At 35.8% G+C, this 19,177-nt stretch carries 14 protein-coding genes; 13 read left to right on the top strand and 1 reads right to left on the bottom strand.

Features of this window, described 5'->3' with window-relative positions; translation table 11 throughout:
- Nucleotides 1-34 precede the first annotated feature (34 nt).
- The 12 genes from E0I61_RS02425 (at nt 35) to E0I61_RS02370 (ending at nt 15,735) form a co-directional block, all read left to right on the top strand.
- Nucleotides 35-1,141 (top strand): AAA family ATPase, encoded by a 1,107-nt coding sequence (locus E0I61_RS02425; protein ID WP_165930168.1) that lies wholly within the window; start codon nt 35-37, stop codon nt 1,139-1,141.
- On the top strand, nt 1,101-1,757 hold the full coding sequence (locus tag E0I61_RS02420; RefSeq protein WP_235832052.1) for a GIY-YIG nuclease family protein: 657 nt from the start codon (nt 1,101-1,103) through the stop codon (nt 1,755-1,757). Before E0I61_RS02425 ends, E0I61_RS02420 begins: the two co-directional genes overlap by 41 nt.
- 244 nt (nt 1,758-2,001) lie before the next feature.
- Nucleotides 2,002-3,573: a type I restriction-modification system subunit M gene (locus tag E0I61_RS02415; RefSeq protein WP_132069161.1), complete on the top strand. Its 1,572-nt coding sequence runs from the start codon at nt 2,002-2,004 to the stop codon at nt 3,571-3,573.
- A gap of 1 nt (nt 3,574) precedes the next feature.
- Nucleotides 3,575-3,892 carry a hypothetical protein gene (locus E0I61_RS02410; RefSeq protein WP_235832051.1) on the top strand — a complete coding sequence of 106 codons (318 nt, stop codon included), beginning with the start codon at nt 3,575-3,577 and terminating at the stop codon, nt 3,890-3,892.
- Between the two features lie 11 nt (nt 3,893-3,903).
- Nucleotides 3,904-4,812: an ORF6N domain-containing protein gene (locus tag E0I61_RS02405; RefSeq protein WP_132069159.1), complete on the top strand. Its 909-nt coding sequence runs from the start codon at nt 3,904-3,906 to the stop codon at nt 4,810-4,812.
- 2 nt (nt 4,813-4,814) lie between these two features.
- Entirely contained in the window at nt 4,815-6,080 is a 1,266-nt protein-coding gene (locus E0I61_RS02400; RefSeq protein WP_165930167.1) for a restriction endonuclease subunit S, read from the top strand.
- Nucleotides 6,081-6,254: 174 nt separating this feature from the next.
- Nucleotides 6,255-7,790 carry a Fic family protein gene (locus E0I61_RS02395; protein ID WP_132069155.1) on the top strand — a complete coding sequence of 512 codons (1,536 nt, stop codon included), beginning with the start codon at nt 6,255-6,257 and terminating at the stop codon, nt 7,788-7,790.
- A complete protein-coding gene (locus E0I61_RS02390; RefSeq protein ID WP_132069153.1) occupies nt 7,790-10,651 on the top strand; it encodes a type I restriction endonuclease subunit R in 2,862 nt (953 codons plus the stop codon). Before E0I61_RS02395 ends, E0I61_RS02390 begins: the two co-directional genes overlap by 1 nt.
- A 433-nt stretch (nt 10,652-11,084) precedes the next feature.
- On the top strand, nt 11,085-11,279 hold the full coding sequence (locus E0I61_RS02385) for a hypothetical protein (protein WP_131990702.1): 195 nt from the start codon (nt 11,085-11,087) through the stop codon (nt 11,277-11,279).
- Nucleotides 11,280-11,626: 347 nt separating this feature from the next.
- A complete protein-coding gene (locus E0I61_RS02380; protein ID WP_132069151.1) occupies nt 11,627-13,957 on the top strand; it encodes a glycoside hydrolase family 3 protein in 2,331 nt (776 codons plus the stop codon).
- 206 nt (nt 13,958-14,163) lie between these two features.
- Nucleotides 14,164-15,288, top strand: a complete 1,125-nt coding sequence (locus E0I61_RS02375) for a PQQ-dependent sugar dehydrogenase (RefSeq protein ID WP_132069149.1) — start codon at nt 14,164-14,166, stop codon at nt 15,286-15,288.
- Nucleotides 15,289-15,291: 3 nt separating this feature from the next.
- Nucleotides 15,292-15,735, top strand: coding sequence for a c-type cytochrome (locus E0I61_RS02370; RefSeq protein WP_132069147.1), 444 nt, complete (start codon nt 15,292-15,294; stop codon nt 15,733-15,735).
- Between the two features lie 17 nt (nt 15,736-15,752).
- Here the strand turns inward: E0I61_RS02370 and E0I61_RS02365 are convergent, their stop codons facing one another.
- A complete protein-coding gene (locus tag E0I61_RS02365; RefSeq protein WP_132069145.1) occupies nt 15,753-17,834 on the bottom strand; it encodes a TonB-dependent receptor family protein in 2,082 nt (693 codons plus the stop codon).
- A gap of 308 nt (nt 17,835-18,142) precedes the next feature.
- Between E0I61_RS02365 and E0I61_RS02360 the strand changes: the two genes are divergently transcribed.
- Nucleotides 18,143-19,168 carry a hypothetical protein gene (locus E0I61_RS02360; RefSeq protein ID WP_131990711.1) on the top strand — a complete coding sequence of 342 codons (1,026 nt, stop codon included), beginning with the start codon at nt 18,143-18,145 and terminating at the stop codon, nt 19,166-19,168.
- Nucleotides 19,169-19,177 lie beyond the last annotated feature (9 nt).

Genomic DNA, 19,177 nt, shown 5'->3' with positions numbered 1-19,177 from the left:
TAAATAAATTAATAACTCAAAATGGAAAATGAAAATGGAAAATGAAAATGGTAATTCATTAAATGTAAAGCCAAAATTAGTAGTTAGGGCAATCGATTTAATTACGAAGTTCAAAAATGAACCAGAACCGGCAGAAATATGGAACGGAATAGTAGAAGGCTCAAAAGGACTCTTAGTTGGAGTAAGTAAAACTGGAAAAACAACTTTCGCAGAGAATCTCGCTATTTCACTCGCCATAGGCAGACCTTCCTTTTATGGTAAAGAAATTAAAGGAGGACCAAAAAAAATACTCTTTGTTAACTTAGAGGAAAATCCAAGAATGAGGTCTTCAAGACTTAAAAAACAGATATCTAGATTAAATTCTCAAGAAATGGTATTGTTTGCTGAAAATTATTTAACACCTGAAGAAGAATTTATTCAATCTGTTGACTCTGATGAAGATTGGAAAACACTTAGAGATTGCATTGAAGAATCTAACGCAGACATTGTTATTATAGATAGTCTTACTCACTTGTTTCAAGGACAAATTGAATCGAGTAAAGAGTGTGTTAAGTTTGTAAAGAAATTCAGAGAGTATGTTGTAAGCTCTAAAAAAACCATAATTCTTATACATCATAATACTAAAGGAAACGATAGACCTATCGAACAGGATAACATTGCAGGAAGCAGAGTAATTCTTCAAGAGTTTGAGTACGCACTAGGCTTTGCTAATATTCCTAATAGTAAGGATAAATACTCTTGTATGTTATTCAATAAATATGTTGAAGTTAATAGTTCTGTAGCTACTGTTTACAAAATCGATAAGGATAGATGGATTGAAAATATAAGTGAAATAGAAAAAAGTGTTTTATACGACAGTAAAGTTAAAATTGATTACAGGGAAGACTCGACAAACAAAGATTTAATATTTAACTATATTCAAAGTCAGAGTAGTCTGGGTAGTCAGACTGTACGGAGTGGCGATTTAATGAAAACATTTGTACTGAACGACCCAAAAACTATGGCCAGAGACACGCTTTTTAAATCTTTAGAGAAATTGAGGAACGAAGGCAAAATAGAAAGTTCTGAAAAAGGTAAATATCAACTAAAAATGAAGAAGGATGATGCAAAAGAAGATGAAAATAGTTTACAAAGTAACTAATCAAGAAACAGGAAAATCCTACATAGGGGTAACGACAAGGTCAATAGAAGAGCGTAAGGCAGACCATATTCAAAAAGCAAATAAGGGTACAAGAGGTCATTTTCAAGAAGCAATCGCTACATATGGAGCTGATGCATTTAAATGGGAGCAAATTGATTCTGCGAACTCAACAAATGAACTTGCCGAAAAGGAAAGGCAATACATCTTGCAATACAATAGTAAAGAACAAGGATACAATTCTGATTCTGGGGGAGGATTCAAAAAAATAATCTATCAGTTCAATGAAGCGGGTGTTTTAATAAATTCCTTCAGTAGCTTAAAGGAGATAGAAACAACCTTGAATTATGATAAACGAAGGGTTTCTAACGCATGTACAACCGCTACTCTTTGGAAAGGAAGTTATTGGTCCTATTCCCTAAACAAGACCTTTAAACCTGCTACGGTTAACAGGAAGAAACAAGTCACTCAATTTACTTTAGATGGGGTAATTATTGCTAAATATAGCTCTGTTTCAGAAGCAAGTAGGATTACTGGACTATCCAAAACCTGTATCTCACGCTGTTGTAGAGGAGAAAGAAAGAGTTCTTCAGGATTTCTTTGGAAATATCAAGATTAATAAGGAAGAGACGGTGAAAGCCGTCTTTTTTCATTTTAATAGTAATCAACCTATTCTTTTCCTACCTTCTCAATAATTTATCCTTACAGCCAAATTGTCAATATCACTGGAATTTGCACTCTAACTAAGATAAACCAACTTATGGCTTAGAAATCTGTAAAAATCCTACTCTTATACGGATTTCCTCAATAGTACTAATTAATTTTTCAATACTTTAGCGGATAAAATAATAGAGCCTCATAGAATGTCAGAAGACCAGAAAAAACAGTTAGAACAACAACTTTGGAATATTGCCAATACCCTTCGTGGGAAAATGAATGCAGATGAATTCAGGGATTACATATTAGGATTTATTTTCTTTAAGTATCTCGCTGAGAAAATGGAGCTTTACGCCAATTCTATTCTGGAACAAGACGGATTAAAATTCAGAACTATTGATGATACCACTCCCGAAGGAAAGGAATACATTGAAGCCATTAGAGAAGAATCATTAGACAAATTAGGATACTTCCTGAAACCCAATGAACTCTTTAGCGAAATTGCCAAACGTGGAAATAGCGATGTGGAAGGCGTGAGCAGTTTTATTATAGAAGACCTGCAAAAAATCCTGATTAATATCCAACAAAGTACGATGGGTACAGAGAGCGAAGATGATTTTGACAATCTCTTCGAGGATATGGATTTGAATAGTACTAAACTAGGAAAAACACCTGAAGCGAGAAATGACATTATCTCAAAAGTCCTTTTTCATTTAGACCAAATTGACTTTAAACTCGAAAACACAGAACTCGATGTCTTAGGTGATGCCTACGAATACCTCATTGGACAGTTTGCCAGTGGAGCAGGTAAAAAAGCAGGTGAATTCTATACACCACAAGAAGTCAGTAAAATATTAGCTAAGATTGTTACCACTGGCAAAAGCAAACTAAAATCCGTTTATGATCCTACCTGTGGCTCTGGTTCATTGTTATTACGTGTTGCCAAAGAAGTAAGTGAAGTGTCTAACTTTTACGGACAGGAAATGAACCGTACTACTTATAACTTGGCGAGAATGAACATGATTTTGCACGATGTACATTATCGCAAATTTGACATTAAACAGGAAAACACTTTGGAACACCCACAACATTTAGACAAACAATTTGAAGCTATTGTTGCTAATCCTCCTTTCTCTGCTAATTGGAGCGCAAATCCTTTGTTTACAAGTGATGACCGCTTTAGCCAGTACGGTAAGTTAGCACCAAGCAGTAAAGCTGACTTTGCTTTTGTACAACACATGATTCACCATCTGGCTGAAAACGGAACTATGGCATTAGTATTACCACACGGAGCTTTGTTTCGTGGTGGAGCAGAACAACACATTCGTAAATACTTGATTGAAGACCGCAACTATCTGGATGCCGTGATTGGGTTGCCTGCTAATATTTTTTATGGCACAAGCATTCCTACGTGTATTATGGTGTATAAAAAATGCCGTGAAAACCCGGAAGATGTTTTATTTATAGATGCCAGCCAACATTTTGAAAAGGTAAAAACCCAAAACGTATTACGAGAAGAACACATTGATAAAATCATTGAAACCTACCGCAATCGTACCGAGGAAGATAAATACAGCAAACGTGCTACATTGGCAGAAATTGCCACCAACGATTACAACCTGAACATTCCGCGTTATGTAGATACATTTGAAGCGGAAGACAGCATTGACATTGACGCTATTGCGAATGATATAAAAGCACTGGACACAAAAATTGCCAATACCGATAAAATCCTTGCTGATTTCTGTAAACAATTGAATATTGCAACCCCTTTTTAAGATGGAAAAACAAGACATTATTATTTACAATACAGTTGACGGCAAAGCTGAGGTAGCACTTTTTACTAGAGACGGTGATGCTTGGATGAACCAAAATCAATTGGCAGAACTTTTTGACACCTCTGTGCCAAACATCAGTATGCACATATCTAAAATATTAAAAGAGAAGGAGTTAGAATCAAATTCAGTTGTTAAGGATTACTTAACAACTGCCGTTGAATTTAATGGAGATTGGGAAGTCTTTTATAATCCAGATTTAAATCGTACTGAATTCGGTATAATTAAAAATTCTGATAGAAAGTTCTTTTGCCACAATTAAATAAGTATAAAATGACAAAAGTAAAACCCTATATAAATGATGAGGTAGAAAATAGAATTTTTACCATTCAAGGAATTCAAGTGATGATAGACCGTGATTTAGCCGAATTGTATCAAGTGGATACGAAAGTTTTGAATCAGGCTGTTAAACGAAATATTGAAAGATTTCCTGACAAATTCAGATTTCAATTAACCGAAACGGAAAACATGGAACTGGTCACAAATTGTGACCGGTTTAAAAACTTGAGGTCACAAATTGTGACCTCAAGTGGGAAACACGGTGGCAGCAGATATTTGCCTTATGCTTTTACAGAACAAGGTATAGCCATGCTTTCGGCTGTTTTGCGAAGTGAAACGGCCATAAAAATAAGTATTTTGATAATGGATGCTTTTGTAGAAATGCGTAAAGTGCTGAGTCAAAATGCGGGTTTAATTCAACGTTTGGATAAATTTGAAAGCAGACTTATTGAAAATGACGATAAGTTTGACAAAGTATTTAAGGCTTTGGAAAGTAAAAGTACTATTGCGGAAAAAGGATTGTTTTTTGATGGTCAGGTATTTGATGCCTGGACTTTTGTTTCTGATTTGGTACGAAGTGCAAAAACTTCCATACAATTGATTGATAATTATGTAGATGATACCGTGTTGAAATTGCTCGCAAAAAGAGAACCTGGCACTACGGCAACTATTTATACCAAAACCATTGGCAAGCAACTGGCAACGGACTTGCTAAAACACAACACTCAATATCCCGACATAAAAATACACGAACTGGCAGTGGCACACGACCGCTTTATAATCATTGATCAAACTGAACTCTATCATATTGGTGCATCGCTTAAAGATTTGGGCAAAAAATGTTTTGCTTTTTCTAAAATGAATGAAGAAGTTGTGCGTATTCTTAATCTATTGAAACAATGATGATGGAAAAACTAAAAAAAACACCCACTTTGCGTTTTCCTGAGTTTAAAGGAGAATGGGAATTGAAGAAATTGGGTAAAATAACAGAAAAAGTGAACAGTGGAAAAACTCCTTTAGGAGGTGAATCTGTTTATGTTGAAAAAGGGATTTTATTTATTAGAAGTCAAAATGTTTTAGACAGCAAATTATCTTTTGAAAATTCAACTTTCATAACAGAAAAAATTAATAACACAATGAAAAATAGTGTTGTTAAGGCAAACGATATTCTATTAAATATTACAGGAGCATCTTTAGGTAGAAGTTGTGTAGTTCCTAACAATTTCACTGTTGGAAATGTTAATCAACACGTTTGTATTATTAGATTGAATAAAGAAAATGAACCTTATTTTATACAACCAATATTTTCTTCTGAAAAAGGTCAAAATATATTTACCAGTTTACAAACGGGAAGTGGTCGGGAAGGATTAAACTTTCAAAGTATTAGAAGTATGTCTCTTGCTTTCCCCACCCTCCCAGAACAACAAAAAATCGCCACATTCCTAACGAAAGTAGATGAAAAATTACAAGCCTTGAAGCAAAAGAAAAGCCTTTTAGAGCAATACAAAAAAGGCGTGATGCAAAAGATATTCAGTCCGAACCCTGATTCACTTGATTTAAAGGATGAAAAGGATTTTGATAATTCAATCCAACAAAAATCTGGACAATCAGGAAAATCCCATAAATCAAGGTTCAGACAAGATAATGGGAATGCTTTTGCGGATTGGGAGGAGAAGAAGTTGGGGGAATGTTTAGATTATTTACAACCCACTAAATATTTGGTTTCAAGTACAGAATACGACAATTCATTTGCCACACCTGTGTTAACCGCAGGTAAGACATTCATTTTAGGATATACAAATGAGACAAATGGAATCTTTGAAAACAATTTGCCAGTAATAATATTTGATGATTTTACAACCGCAACACAATTTGTTGATTTTCCGTTTAAAGCAAAATCTTCAGCAATGAAAATATTAGTTGCTCGCGAGGGTATTGACATTAAATTCATTTACGAAGCAATGCAAATTATGAATTATGAAATTGGAGGACATGAAAGACATTGGATTTCTAAATTTGCGCCAATAGATATTCTAATTCCTTGCTTAGAAGAACAAACCAAAATCGCTACTTTTCTCTCTACCATTGATGACAAAATCAATCATTGTCAGGCACAGCTAACGAATACGGAAGTTTGGAAAAAAGGATTGTTACAGGGAATGTTTGTATGATTGCATACCTGTTTTTCCGAAAAATTGTTGTTTTTTACCTGTTTTTCACAACTAAAACCTGTTTTTCCAAAATTAAAAAACCTGTTTTTCCTTAAATAATAAATATTAAACCTATTTTTCCAACAAAAAACCTATTTTTCCATTATATTTGAATAACCATTTTTCACTAATACTATGAATAATAAGCGTTTTTCACTTAAAACAAGTGTATTTCACGGACTCAAAGCACCTGAAGAGGGAATATTAGTGGGTTACGGTGCTATAATAGAAGGACTGGGATTGGCTATGCCTTTTCCAAACAGATTGTCGCTTATTAGTGAGAAAAGAAGGAGTTATGAAAATGAGAACTGGAAAGTGTTTTCTTCCCGAAATGCTATTGAAGATACGCTGTACAAGCACCTCGTTTTTGCATTAAAATACGAAGGAATAAACTTGTTATTCTTTAAAAAACTGTTTCAATCTGTTTCAAAAGAAGAAATTAAAAACATAATACAAAGCGAACCAACTGGACAATACAGCCGAAAAATATGGTTTTTATACGAATGGCTGTTGCAGGAACAACTCCCTATTCCAGACCTGACCATAAAAAACTTTATTCCGCTGGTAGATGAAGAACTGCAATTCGCTTCGCCTGTACCCATCAATTCAAGTCGCCACCGCATCAAGAACAACCTACCTGGAACCGTTGATTTTTGTCCGTTAATCTTCAAAACCCCAAAACTGGAAAGTTACCTTGACAAAAACAGCACGGAAAACATTAACACCGTTATTAAAGGAATACACAAGGATGTACTTTTAAGAACCTCCTCCTTTTTATTGTTGAAAGATTCCAAAGCTTCGTTTAGCATTGAAGGGGAAAACCCAACACAAAACAGAGCACTTCGCTGGGGAAAAGCCATTGGACAAGCTGGAAGCAAACCATTAAGCAAAGAAGAATTGTATCGACTACAACAAATTGTAATTGAAAACAGCAAGTTTGTAACCATGGGGTATCGTACCGAAGGCGGGTTTGTTGGTGAACATGACAGAACTACTGGTGAACCAATTCCAGAACACATTTCATCGAAACAGGCAGATATTGAAAAACTGATGAACGGATTGCTGGAAGCTTCCAAACAAATGGAAACCACAGGATTTCATCCCTTATTAACCGCCACTGCAATCGCTTTTGGATTTGTGTTCATCCATCCATTTGTTGATGGAAACGGCAGAATACACCGCTACATAATTCACCATTTATTGTCCGCAATGAAATACAGTCCGCAAGGGATAATTTTTCCAGTATCTGCTTCTATTTTAGAACGAATAGAAGATTATCGAAAAGTATTAGAAAACTATTCGCATCCGCTATTGGACTTTATTGAATGGGAGAAAACCAAGGATAATAACGTAAACGTACTGAACGACACCATAGATTTCTATCGTTATTTTGATGCTACGCTACAAGCAGAGTTCTTAAGCGAATGTGTAGATTACACCATTCACAAAATAATACCCGAAGAAGTAGCGTATTTACAAAAATACGATGCTATGAAATTGTGGCTAGACAACAACTATCAAATGCCTGATAAAATGGTGGCTTTGCTAATTCGATTCCTAGAACAAAACAACGGTTCTTTATCCAAAAGAGCCAAAGAAAAAGAGTTTGGCACACTTACAGACGAAGAAGTAAAAGAGATAGAAGAAAATTATCAAGTATATTTTAACTAATGGCAAAACAACCTGAACAAATTCTGGAAGAACAATTAGTAGCCCAATTACAAACAATGGGTTATGCGGGCGTAACTATTGTTGACGAAAAAGAACTGCTTACCAATCTAAAAGTACAACTAGAAAAGCATAACAAGAAAGAGTTTACTGCCAAAGAGTTTGACCGTGTGCTTAATATTTTAAACAAAGGATCTGTTTTTGAAAAAGCAAAAACACTACGAGAAAGACAACACATCCTGAAAGATAATGGAGAGGATTTATACTTTGAATTTATCAATACGGAGCATTGGTGTCAAAACCAATTTCAGGTTACGCACCAAGTATCTATCGATGGCATTTATAAAAACAGATACGATGTAACGCTACTTATCAATGGATTGCCATTGGTACAAATAGAACTCAAACGCCGTGGACTGGAACTTAAAGAAGCGTTCAACCAAATCAATCGCTACCAACGCCATTCCTTTGGAGCGAATTCAGCCTTATTCCAGTACGTTCAGATTTTTGTAATCAGTAATGGTGTAAACACAAAATACTACGCTAACAACCGCAATCAGTCGTTCAAGCAAACCTTCTATTGGACGGATGTAGCCAACAATCGCCTGACAAATATATTGAATGGTTTTACCACGGACTTTTTAGATCCGTGCCATATCTCTAAAATGATATGCAAATACATTGTGTTGAGTGAAGCCTACAAAATACTAATGGTGCTTCGCCCCTACCAATACTATGCGGTAGAAGCATTGGTTGAGACGGTAAAGAACACAAACAAAAATGCCTATATCTGGCATACTACTGGTTCCGGAAAAACCTTGACTTCGTTTAAAGCCAGTCAGATTTTAATGAATTTACCACAAGTCAAAAAAGTGGTTTTTGTGGTAGACCGAAAAGATTTGGATTACCAAACCACAAAAGAATTCAATAGCTTTAGCAAAGGAAGCATCGACGGAACAGACAATACAAAAGCATTGGTAAATCAGTTCTCGGATGACACTAAACTCATTGTAACCACCATTCAAAAACTAAATACAGCCATTAGTAAAAAGCAGTATTTAAGTAAAATGGATAAACTAAAAGACGAACGAATTGTATTCATTTTTGACGAATGCCACCGTTCTCAGTTTGGGGAAACACATACTCGCATAAAATCTTTTTTCAATAATATTCAATTATTTGGCTTTACCGGTACGCCAATTTTTGCTGATAATGCGGTAAAGAATGAATTAGGGAAACGCACCACCAAAGAGTTGTTTGGCGAATGTTTGCACAAATATGTGATTACAGATGCCATTAAAGACGAGAACGTTTTAAAGTTCTCCGTGGAATATGTGGGTCGTTACAAACAAAAAGACGACAGCAAAACTAACATAGACATTGAAGTAGAAGACATCGATACCAAGGAATTAATGGAATCTCCTTTGCGTTTAAACAAAATTGCTGATTACATCATTGACAATCACAATCGTAAAACCCATAGCAGGGAATTCACCGCAATGTTTTGTGTGAGTAGCGTGGAAACCCTGATTAAATATTATGAAATCCTTCAAGCCAAAAAAGAAGAAGGAAAACACAATTTAAAAATTGCAACTATTTTCAGTTATGCTACCAATGAAGATGATAAAGATGCTAATGGTTTTATCCCTGAAGAATTAGATATAGCAGCAGAACCAACTGAAAAGTATGGTTTAAACTCGCATTCCAGAGAAAAGCTAGATGCATTTATTGTGGATTATAATACCATGTTTGGCACTAAATTCTCTACCAAAGACAGCGTTTTATTCTATAATTACTACAATGATATTTCTAAAAACGTAAAAAACAAAAAGATTGATATTCTCCTAGTAGTCAATATGTTTTTAACTGGTTTTGATAGTCCAAACCTGAATACGATGTATGTGGATAAGAACTTGAAACATCACGGATTGATTCAAGCCTATTCCAGAACAAATAGAATCCTGAACGAACAAAAATCACAGGGAAACATTATAGTGTTCCGTAACCTCAAAAAAGCAACTGATGATGCTATTGCACTCTTTTCTAATAAAGACGCAATAGACGTGATTATAATGCAACCTTACGAGGATTACGTGCAACAATTCAGTGAAGCAGTCAATGAACTATTAAAAATTGTACCAACGGTAAACAGCGTAAATGATTTACAAAGTGAAAAGGAGGAATTAGAATTCATCAAAGCGTTCCGGGAACTAATGCGTATCAAAAACGTGCTGGCCACATTCTCCGATTTCAATGGTGAAGATTTGGATATGGACGAGCAACTTTTTGAAGATTATAAAAGCAAGTATCTCGATTTATACGATAAAGTAAAGAATGACCATAGTAAAGAAAAAGTTTCCATACTGGAAGACGTAGATTTTGAATTGGAATTAATACACCGTGATGAAATCAACGTTACTTATATTCTAAAACTATTGGCAAGCTTAAAAAATGCCGACCCAAAAGAGAAATCCAAGAAGCAAAAAGAAATCATTGATTTACTGACAGGAGAAGCAAACCTGAGAAGCAAACGTGAACTGATAGAACGTTTCATACTAGAAAACCTTCCCGCAATAGAAGACACAGAAGACCTACCAGACCAATTTGAAAAATACTGGAATGAAGAACAGATAAAAGCCTTCAAACTACTGGTACAAGAAGAAAACTTATCAGAAGAAAAAACAGAACAGCTAATAGAAAATTACCTCTTTGCCGAACGTGAACCTTTAAGAGATGAACTTTTGGACTTAATAGAAGGTGAAAAACCCAAAGTATTGGAACGTAAGAAAACAGGTGATAGAATCTTGAGTAAGATTATTGGATTTGTAGAAACTTTTGTGAGTGGGTTTGCGAAGGTGGGGTAGGATTTTAGAAGAAATTAAGGAAAACTAGTTCGCTAAAAAATAATCTTCATTTAATAAATCAGAATTAAGATTCATCATTATCTTTGTATACAAACAAACATTAAATTAATACAATAGGCATCAAATTGGCCATCATAATAGAAGTAAAACAACGTCAAGTCTTGATTTAACTGCTAATCTGTCCCGAGGGGCGAGCCCAAGAGAGGGAGCTTTTTAAAAAGACTTTACAGAAATGTAAGGTCTTTTTTGTTTTAAGGCGGTAGTGAAAGCAAGACTTCATGATGATTCAGTAGAGAAGAGAGAATTTTTGACTTCTGCCAACTTGCCAACTTATTTTACAAAAAAAGGCAACATATTAGGCAACATCTCTTTTTCTAAAAGGCAACAATTTTTTTATCGTAACTAATTGTACGTCTAACTTAAACCAAAAGTTATGACAACAGACAATTTTAAAATCCTATTTGTTCAAGGAAAGAACAGAACAAACAAGAAGAATCAATCTCCATTGTATTGTAGATTAACCCTAAATGCATTGGTGCTTTTTACATTTACCAACCGAAAAACAAGAGGGTACCAATTGAAATTCACCATCCGTTATTTGCACACTTTCCTCAATTTGTCTTCTTAAAATCTCCTCCATAACTCCTTTTGTTAATACACGGTTAAAAAAACGGTTAAAATAAGACGATTAAAAACTTCCCTTTAATTCGGTGCAATTGAAAAACCACTAGATTACATTAAAAGTGAAAACCAGCGTTAAATAGTTTATTTTTAAAGAGTTTCCATCTTTTTTTAGAAAATATTTTTATCTCATTGCGTTGATATGACACATATTTATTATATTTGAAATCCTTTTCGTGAACTCGACAGCAACAGAAAAGAGTGTCGATTACAATTTTGCCCTTTAAAAATAATATTACAAAACATAAACCACTATAATTTAAATATTTAATTACCAAAAACAAGAACCAAAACATGAAAAAAAGAATTGTATTACCTGCGTTACTTTTACTTGTTGGAACGCAAACGTATGCCCAAAAAAAATGGACAGAAACGCCTAAAGACTCCCATAACATTGTTCAAAACCAAGGAGGACAAACATTAGGATATTCTCCAAAATCAGGAATTAAAATCATACAAGCAGACGGCTTGGCTTTTAAAGACCTCAACAAAAATGGGAAGTTAGATATTTATGAAGATTGGAGAAAACCGGTAGCAGAACGTGCCAAAGATCTTGCCTCTAAAATGACGGTAGAGCAAATGGCCGGATTAATGTTATACAGCAGGCATCAAGCTATTCCGGCACAGGAAGCAGGAATGTTTACCGGAACCTATAATGAAAAACCATTTTCTAAAAGTGGTGCAAAATCATCTGATTTGTCTGATCAACAAATTGCATTTTTAACCAAAGATAATTTACGCCATGTACTAATGACATCTGTTGAAAGTCCAATAGTTACTGCAACATGGAATAATAATATACAAGCATTAGTAGAAGGTATTGGAATGGGCATCCCTTCCAACAATAGTTCTGACCCAAGAAATGGAGCCAATAAAGATGCCGAATACAATGCAGGTTCTGGTGGAGCTATATCACAATGGCCCGAAGAATTAGGATTAGCTGCTACTTTTGATGCCGCTATCACGGAACAATTTGGTGCGATTGCTGCCAAAGAATACAGAGCCATGGGAATCACCACAGCGCTATCGCCACAGATTGATTTGGCAACAGAACCAAGATGGAATCGTTTTGTGGGTACTTTTGGCGAAGACCCAAAACTGGCAACAGATATGGCAAGAGCTTATGTGGATGGATTTCAAACATCACCAAAATCGATTGCTGCTTATGAAGGATGGGGAAATCAAAGTGTCAATGCGATGATCAAACACTGGCCAAGTGGAGGTCCGGAAGAAGGTGGTCGTGATGGTCATTTTGCATACGGAAAATTTGCAGTGTATCCGGGAAATAATTTCGAAACCCATTTAAAACCTTTTACAGAGGGTGCCTTTAAATTGAATGGCAGTACTAAAAAAGCCTCAGCAGTGATGCCGTATTACACAATTTCGTATGGTCAGGATAAAAAATACGGTGAGAATGTTGGAAACGGATTCAGTAAATACATCATTACGGATTTATTAAGAGATCAATACGGTTATGAAGGAGTCGTTTGTACGGATTGGCTGATTACTGCAGATGAAGGCCCTACTCCTGATGTTTTCTCTGGGAAATCTTGGGGTGTTGAAAAATTAAGTATTGCCGAAAGACATTATAAAGTTTTGATGGCAGGGGTCGATCAATTTGGCGGGAATAATGATATTAATCCGGTGCTGGAAGCGTACCAAATGGGAATAAAAGAACACGGTGAACCATTCATGCGCAAGCGTTTTGAGCAATCAGCGGTTCGTTTACTTTTGAATATTTTCAGAGTGGGATTGTTCGAAAACTCCTATTTAGACCCTATGGAGACCAAAGCTATTGTGGGGAAACCTTATTTTATGAAAGCAGGATACGACGCGCAATTGAAGTCTGTTGTGATGATTAAAAATCAAAATAAAACGTTGCCAATTGCAAAAGGAAAGACAGTTTATATCCCAAAAAGAGTTACTCCTGCGGGAATCAACTTTTTTGGTCAACCATCATCAGAAAAAATTGAATATCCGGTTAATTTAGAATTGATTAAAAAATATTATACGGTAACGGATGATCCTGCTAAAGCAGATTTCGCCATTGTATTTATCAAAAGTCCGATAAGCGGAGGATACAGTAGAGCCGATAGAGAAGCCGGTGGAAATGGATATGTGCCCATTAGTTTGCAATTAAAAGACTATACCGCAGTCGATGCCAGAGCGCAAAGTATTGCTGCTGGAGATCCTGTGATTGACCCAACGATTACCAACCGTTCGTATTGGAATAAAATATCAAAATCAAATTCGTATCCGGATTTAAACACCATTCTGGAAACTAAAAAAGCCATGAATGGAAAGCCGGTATTAGTGTCTGTGAATATTTCTAATCCAATGGTTTTTGGGGAATTTGAAAAAGAAGTAGATGCCATCGTGGGAGAATTTGGCGTACAAATAGAAGCTTTGTTGGATATTGTTTCGGGTAAAACAGAACCTTCCGGATTGTTGCCTTTGCAAATGCCATTGAACATGACAACTGTTGAAAAACAATTGGAAGACGTTCCTCACGACATGACACCCTATAAAGATGCTGCTGGAAATGTGTATGATTTTGGTTTTGGATTAAACTGGAAAGGGGTAATCGAAGACGCTAGAACCGCAAAATACAGCGTTAAGAAATAAGTAAATTACATTTCAACCACCTAATTATTTAGGTGGTTTTTTATGTGCAATTCTAAATTTTGAGTTCATTTCTCGCTACAAAAACAGGATTCCAATCGCTTTATTTTGTTAATTCTAAGCAAAATTAAATGCTTGATTGAATTTTTAATTCCTCTTTTACTATCTTTAAGAAGATTTCTTTTAAAAAAAGATTAAAAATCATACTCATGAAAAAAACAGCACTAGCCTCTCTTATGATTATTTCATTCCTTTCTTTCGGTTGCGAGGCACAAGTAAAACCAAATGATCTTGCTATCAAAGACGAAGCAAAAAACTATACGCTCAAAACCGTAGCTTCTGATATTGCTATTCCATGGGGAATGACTTGGTTGCCTGACGGCTCAATGTTGGTAACTGAAAAAAGCGGAATTCTGTATCATATCAAAAATAGCGCAAAAACTGAAATTAAAAATGTTCCCAAAGTATATTCTCGTGGACAGGGCGGACTATTAGATATTGCTTTACATCCTAATTATGCAAAAAATGGCTGGATCTATATGACGTATGCTTCGGATGAAGGGGATGGCACCGGCGGTCACACCAAACTCATTCGAGCAAAACTATTGGACGGAAGTCTGACACAAATCGAATCGCTTTACAAAGCCACTCCCAACACCACTAAAGGGCAGCATTTTGGTTCCCGAATTGTATTTGATAATGATGGCTATCTGTATTTTTCAATAGGAGAGCGTGGCGAACATTTTGTAAATCCCCAAGACATCAAACGCGATGGCGGAAAGATATACCGATTAAATGATGACGGTAGTATTCCTAAAGATAATCCTTTTGTGGGTCAGGCTGGAGTAAAAGAAGCGATTTACACTTACGGAAATCGGAATCCGCAAGGAATAGCAAAAAACCCCACAACAGGAGCAATTTGGGCACATGAACACGGTCCTCAAGGTGGAGATGAAATCAACATCATCAAGAAAGGGGCTAATTATGGATGGCCAGTTGTTACCTATGGTATCGATTATGACGGAACAACCATTAGTAAAGAAAACGAAAAACCAGGGATTGAAAAACCAATTTATTATTGGCTGCCTTCTATCGCTCCAAGCGGAATGGCATTTGTTACCAGTGATAAATATCCGGACTGGAAAGGACATTTGCTTGTAGGCTCTTTAAAGTTCCAATATCTGGAATTGGTAAAACTGAAAGGCAATGAAGTTATCGGCAGACAAAAAATTGCAACCGATATTGGTCGTGTGCGCAATGTGGCTCAAGGTCCGGACGGCTATATCTATATGGGCGTCGAAGGAAAGGGAATACTCAAAATCATACCTAATTAAACTATGTTGACAACGAAATTATTTTTAGGATTTGGAGTGTTTGTATTTGGAAGCTTCTCATTCGAAAACCCATTTTCCACAGACAACTATATTGACTTGAATACTGAAACCGCTGTTGTTTCAAAACTTCAGTCACCCGGAAAAGAAATTTATGCTGATTTTTGCATGCAATGCCATGGTGTGAACGGCAAAGGAGACACTAAAACTTTTCCGCCTCTAGCAGGCTCCGATTGGCTAAAAAACAAGCGTAATCAGAGTATTACTGCCGTAAAATTTGGACAAAGCGGCGAAATAATTGTCAACAAAATAAAGTACAATAGCAACATGCCGGCGATGGGCCTTTCTGATCAGGAAGTAGCTGATGTGATGAACTACGTGATGACTTCTTGGGGTAATAAACAAACCAAAATCGTTACAGAGAAAGAGGTAGCCGCCATTAAAAAATAAAATTTGGGTTAGCATCCTTACCTAAAAACATAAGACACTGAAAAACCTCCATAAAAATTTACAGGATTTCCGGGATAAAAATAACGTGGAGCAGCAGTACCAAATCCTACTGCATTAGGCAAAATGTTAGCTGCATATTTGGTATCCAATGCATTATTAACTCCAGCATTCAACTCTGTTTTTAGGATTTTAAGAATCGTAAAAACATAAGTAGTTTTAATATCAAGCAACGAATACCGTTCACTGTGTTTTGTATTGGAATCGTTTAACGGAATTTTACCCATCGTTCGGAAAGATGAGTTGATACTAAATCCGTTTTTTGTGTTTAAATCTACCCCAAAATTAAATTGCTTTTCAGGAACTCCCGTAAGTTGGTTTCCCGAATAATTCGCATCACCATCCAAAAATTCTTTGAATTTAAAATCATTCACCGCTCCTGAAAAATAAGGCGTAATTTGAAGTTTGTTTAATTCCAACAGCTTATAATTAACCAAGAATTCTAACCCAGTATGCGAGCTGCTCCCTGCATTAATCCCTACAAACTGATCATCGGCGGTGCGTCGTGCCACTAATAGGTTTTTGATTTGTGTGGTATAAAACGTTACTTCCGTGTATACTTTATTTTTAAGCCAATTTCCTTTGAAACCCAATTCATAATTCCAACCCAATTCTGGTTTCAAATCCGTATTTATTTGACCCACGGGAGTCAATGTTTCTGCAACTGATGGAACCGAAAATCCTTTGCTTACTGATGCAAATATGTTTTTTCCATTGCTTACTTTGTAAGATAAACCAACTCTTGGCGACCAAACATTTCCAAAAGTAAATGGCATCTTTTGCCCGCCAGAGTTATTTTCGAAAACATCTTCTACCGAATATTTGGTTGTATTTAATGCAACTCCAGTTTCCAGATGCAGCTTTTCTGAAATCCAAAATTCCATTTGTAAAAAGTAGTTGATGTAATTCCGGTTTTGTTTAATGGCGCTAAATTCGTCACCTTTTATACTTCCTTGACCCGGTTGTGATTGGTATTCGTTTTCAAATAATGAATATTGATATTTTTCCGTTAATAATTCGGTGCCAAAACTCAGTTCAAATGGCAAAGAAAACAATCGGTTTTTATAATTTACGTTGGAACGAAAACCTGCAGCACTTGTTTTTTCATCTAAAATATCAAAAGGTCTGGGTTCGTACGCCTCTTTAAAATTAGAAAAAACACTGGTTTGTAGGGACCATTTCTGAGAAAACTGATGGTCGTATCCCAATCCGAGCATGAATTTATCATACGACTCAAAACCTTGTGCTGCCGCCCAAGTACTGGCTGCCTTTTCAGGATTATTTTTTAAATCCGTCTCATTTATTGAACTTGGAATAAAAGCTTTCAATCGGGTGAAAATTCCCAAAAATGACAAACTGCCGTTGGGCGCCATTTTTTGTTTGCCTTGGAGATTAAATGATTTTCTGTTATAAGAACTGTTGGCTCTAAATCCGTCACTTTGCAAATCCGTAAAACTTGTGTATACATTCGTTTTAGAATCGCTGTATCCTGCCGAAAGACGTTGCTGCAACAACCCAAAACTTCCAAAAGTGATCGTTGATTTTCCAAACGATTCCAACAAAGGTGTTTCTCTTGAAAACAGCTGAATCACTCCGCCCAAACCGGAACCAAAACTTGTGGAGTTTGGCCCTTTTATAATCTCAATTTTTTCGATTGAAACCAAATCTATATCATCAATAGTAGTTTCGCCTTCCCCGGAACTCAATGGGATCCCATCAAAATAGGCTTTTATTTTATTCGTTCCATATTGAGATCGCGCGCCAATGCCACGAATAGTAATTCTGTTGGTATTCAAAGCGCCTTGTTGCATCGTAACGCCAGGGATTTTGTTTAAAACCGGAGTCAGTATAATTCCGTCACTTTTATTGATGTCAGCTGTAGTAATCACCGAAACGGAGGAGGCAACATTTTGAAGTGCATTTTTGATAGGTGAACCCTTCAACGTGACTTCAGAAAGTGCAATAGTATCTTTTTTTATTTGTCCAAAAATAGCAGTAGCACTACATAGAAAGAGAAGAAAATAAAGGGATTTTTTGAACAATTGTTTGGTATTTAGGTGAGTAAAAACTTTTATAAAGTTAGCTATTTCTTTTTATTTTCCAAAAACTATTCTCAAATTGTGATAAAAGCAAACTGCCTTTTTATTAAAATTAACAGCTGAACAATTAACTGAAGTACATTTCGTTTGAATATTAAATTGGAAGAAACTTGAAGTTCGAATTAAGGTAGTTTGAAAAAAATTCAAATCCGTGAATTATATAAAAATTAGCCGACCGAAACACTATTATAATTGACATCACACTTCTAAAAATACTTTATCTTTACATTGAAAATTAATAAAATTAATTTATGAAAAAATCAGCTATTGCATTTATTACACTTCCATTACTGCTCTTAAATATTTCCTGTGAAAAGGGGAAAGCAGCCGATGCTGTAACCGGTACAGAAAAATCGGATACCGTAAAAACGGATACCACAGAAAAAACTACAACCCTTACAATTGATACTGTTGACTTCAACAAAAGAATGTTGGCGTTAAGCAACAATGACACTACCGGCAGATGGCCTGTAAAAGCGCCTTACCCTTTGCCTGGCGCATTATTACCATACAATCGGATTATTGCGTATTACGGAAATTTATATTCTACAAGAATGGGGATATTGGGTGAACTTCCCCGAAAACAAATGCTGGCAAAGCTACAAGGCGAAATAGCCAAATGGCAAGCAGCTGATTCTACTGTTAAAGCAATTCCTGCTTTGCATTACATTGCCGTTACCGCTCAAGGCGCTCCGGGAAAAAATAACATGCACCGCATGCGCATGCCTTTTAAACAAATAGACACTATTATAAGTTGGGCTAAACCGATTAATGCCTTGGTTTTTTTAGACATTCAGGTAGGACACAGCACAGTTAAAGCAGAAGTAGCCGAACTGGAACACTATCTGTCCATGCCTAATGTTCATTTAGGAATTGATCCCGAATTTTCGATGAAAAATGGAGAGCGTCCGGGTTCTAAAATTGGGCATTTTACTGCCGCGGATATTAATGACGCCATTGACATTTTGGCAAACATCGTACGCAAAAATAAGTTGACTCCAAAGGTGCTTGTAATACACCGTTTCACACAAGGAATGGTGAAAAATTACAAAGAAATTAAAAAGGTTCCTGAAGTTCAAATCGTAATGGACATGGATGGTTTTGGAAGTAAGGTACTAAAAAAAGATTCTTATATGAGTTATATTTATAGAGAACCCGTACAGTTTGCCGGTTTTAAATTATTTTATAAAAACGACAATAAAAAGGATTGGAAAATGTACAGCCCGGAAGAGTTAGTAAAATTCACTCCAAAACCAATTTACATTCAGTACCAATAATTACTATTT

The organism is Flavobacterium ranwuense, assembly GCF_004349315.1.
Classification (GTDB): domain Bacteria; phylum Bacteroidota; class Bacteroidia; order Flavobacteriales; family Flavobacteriaceae; genus Flavobacterium; species Flavobacterium ranwuense.
This window is presented reverse-complemented; position numbering and strand designations above follow the sequence as displayed.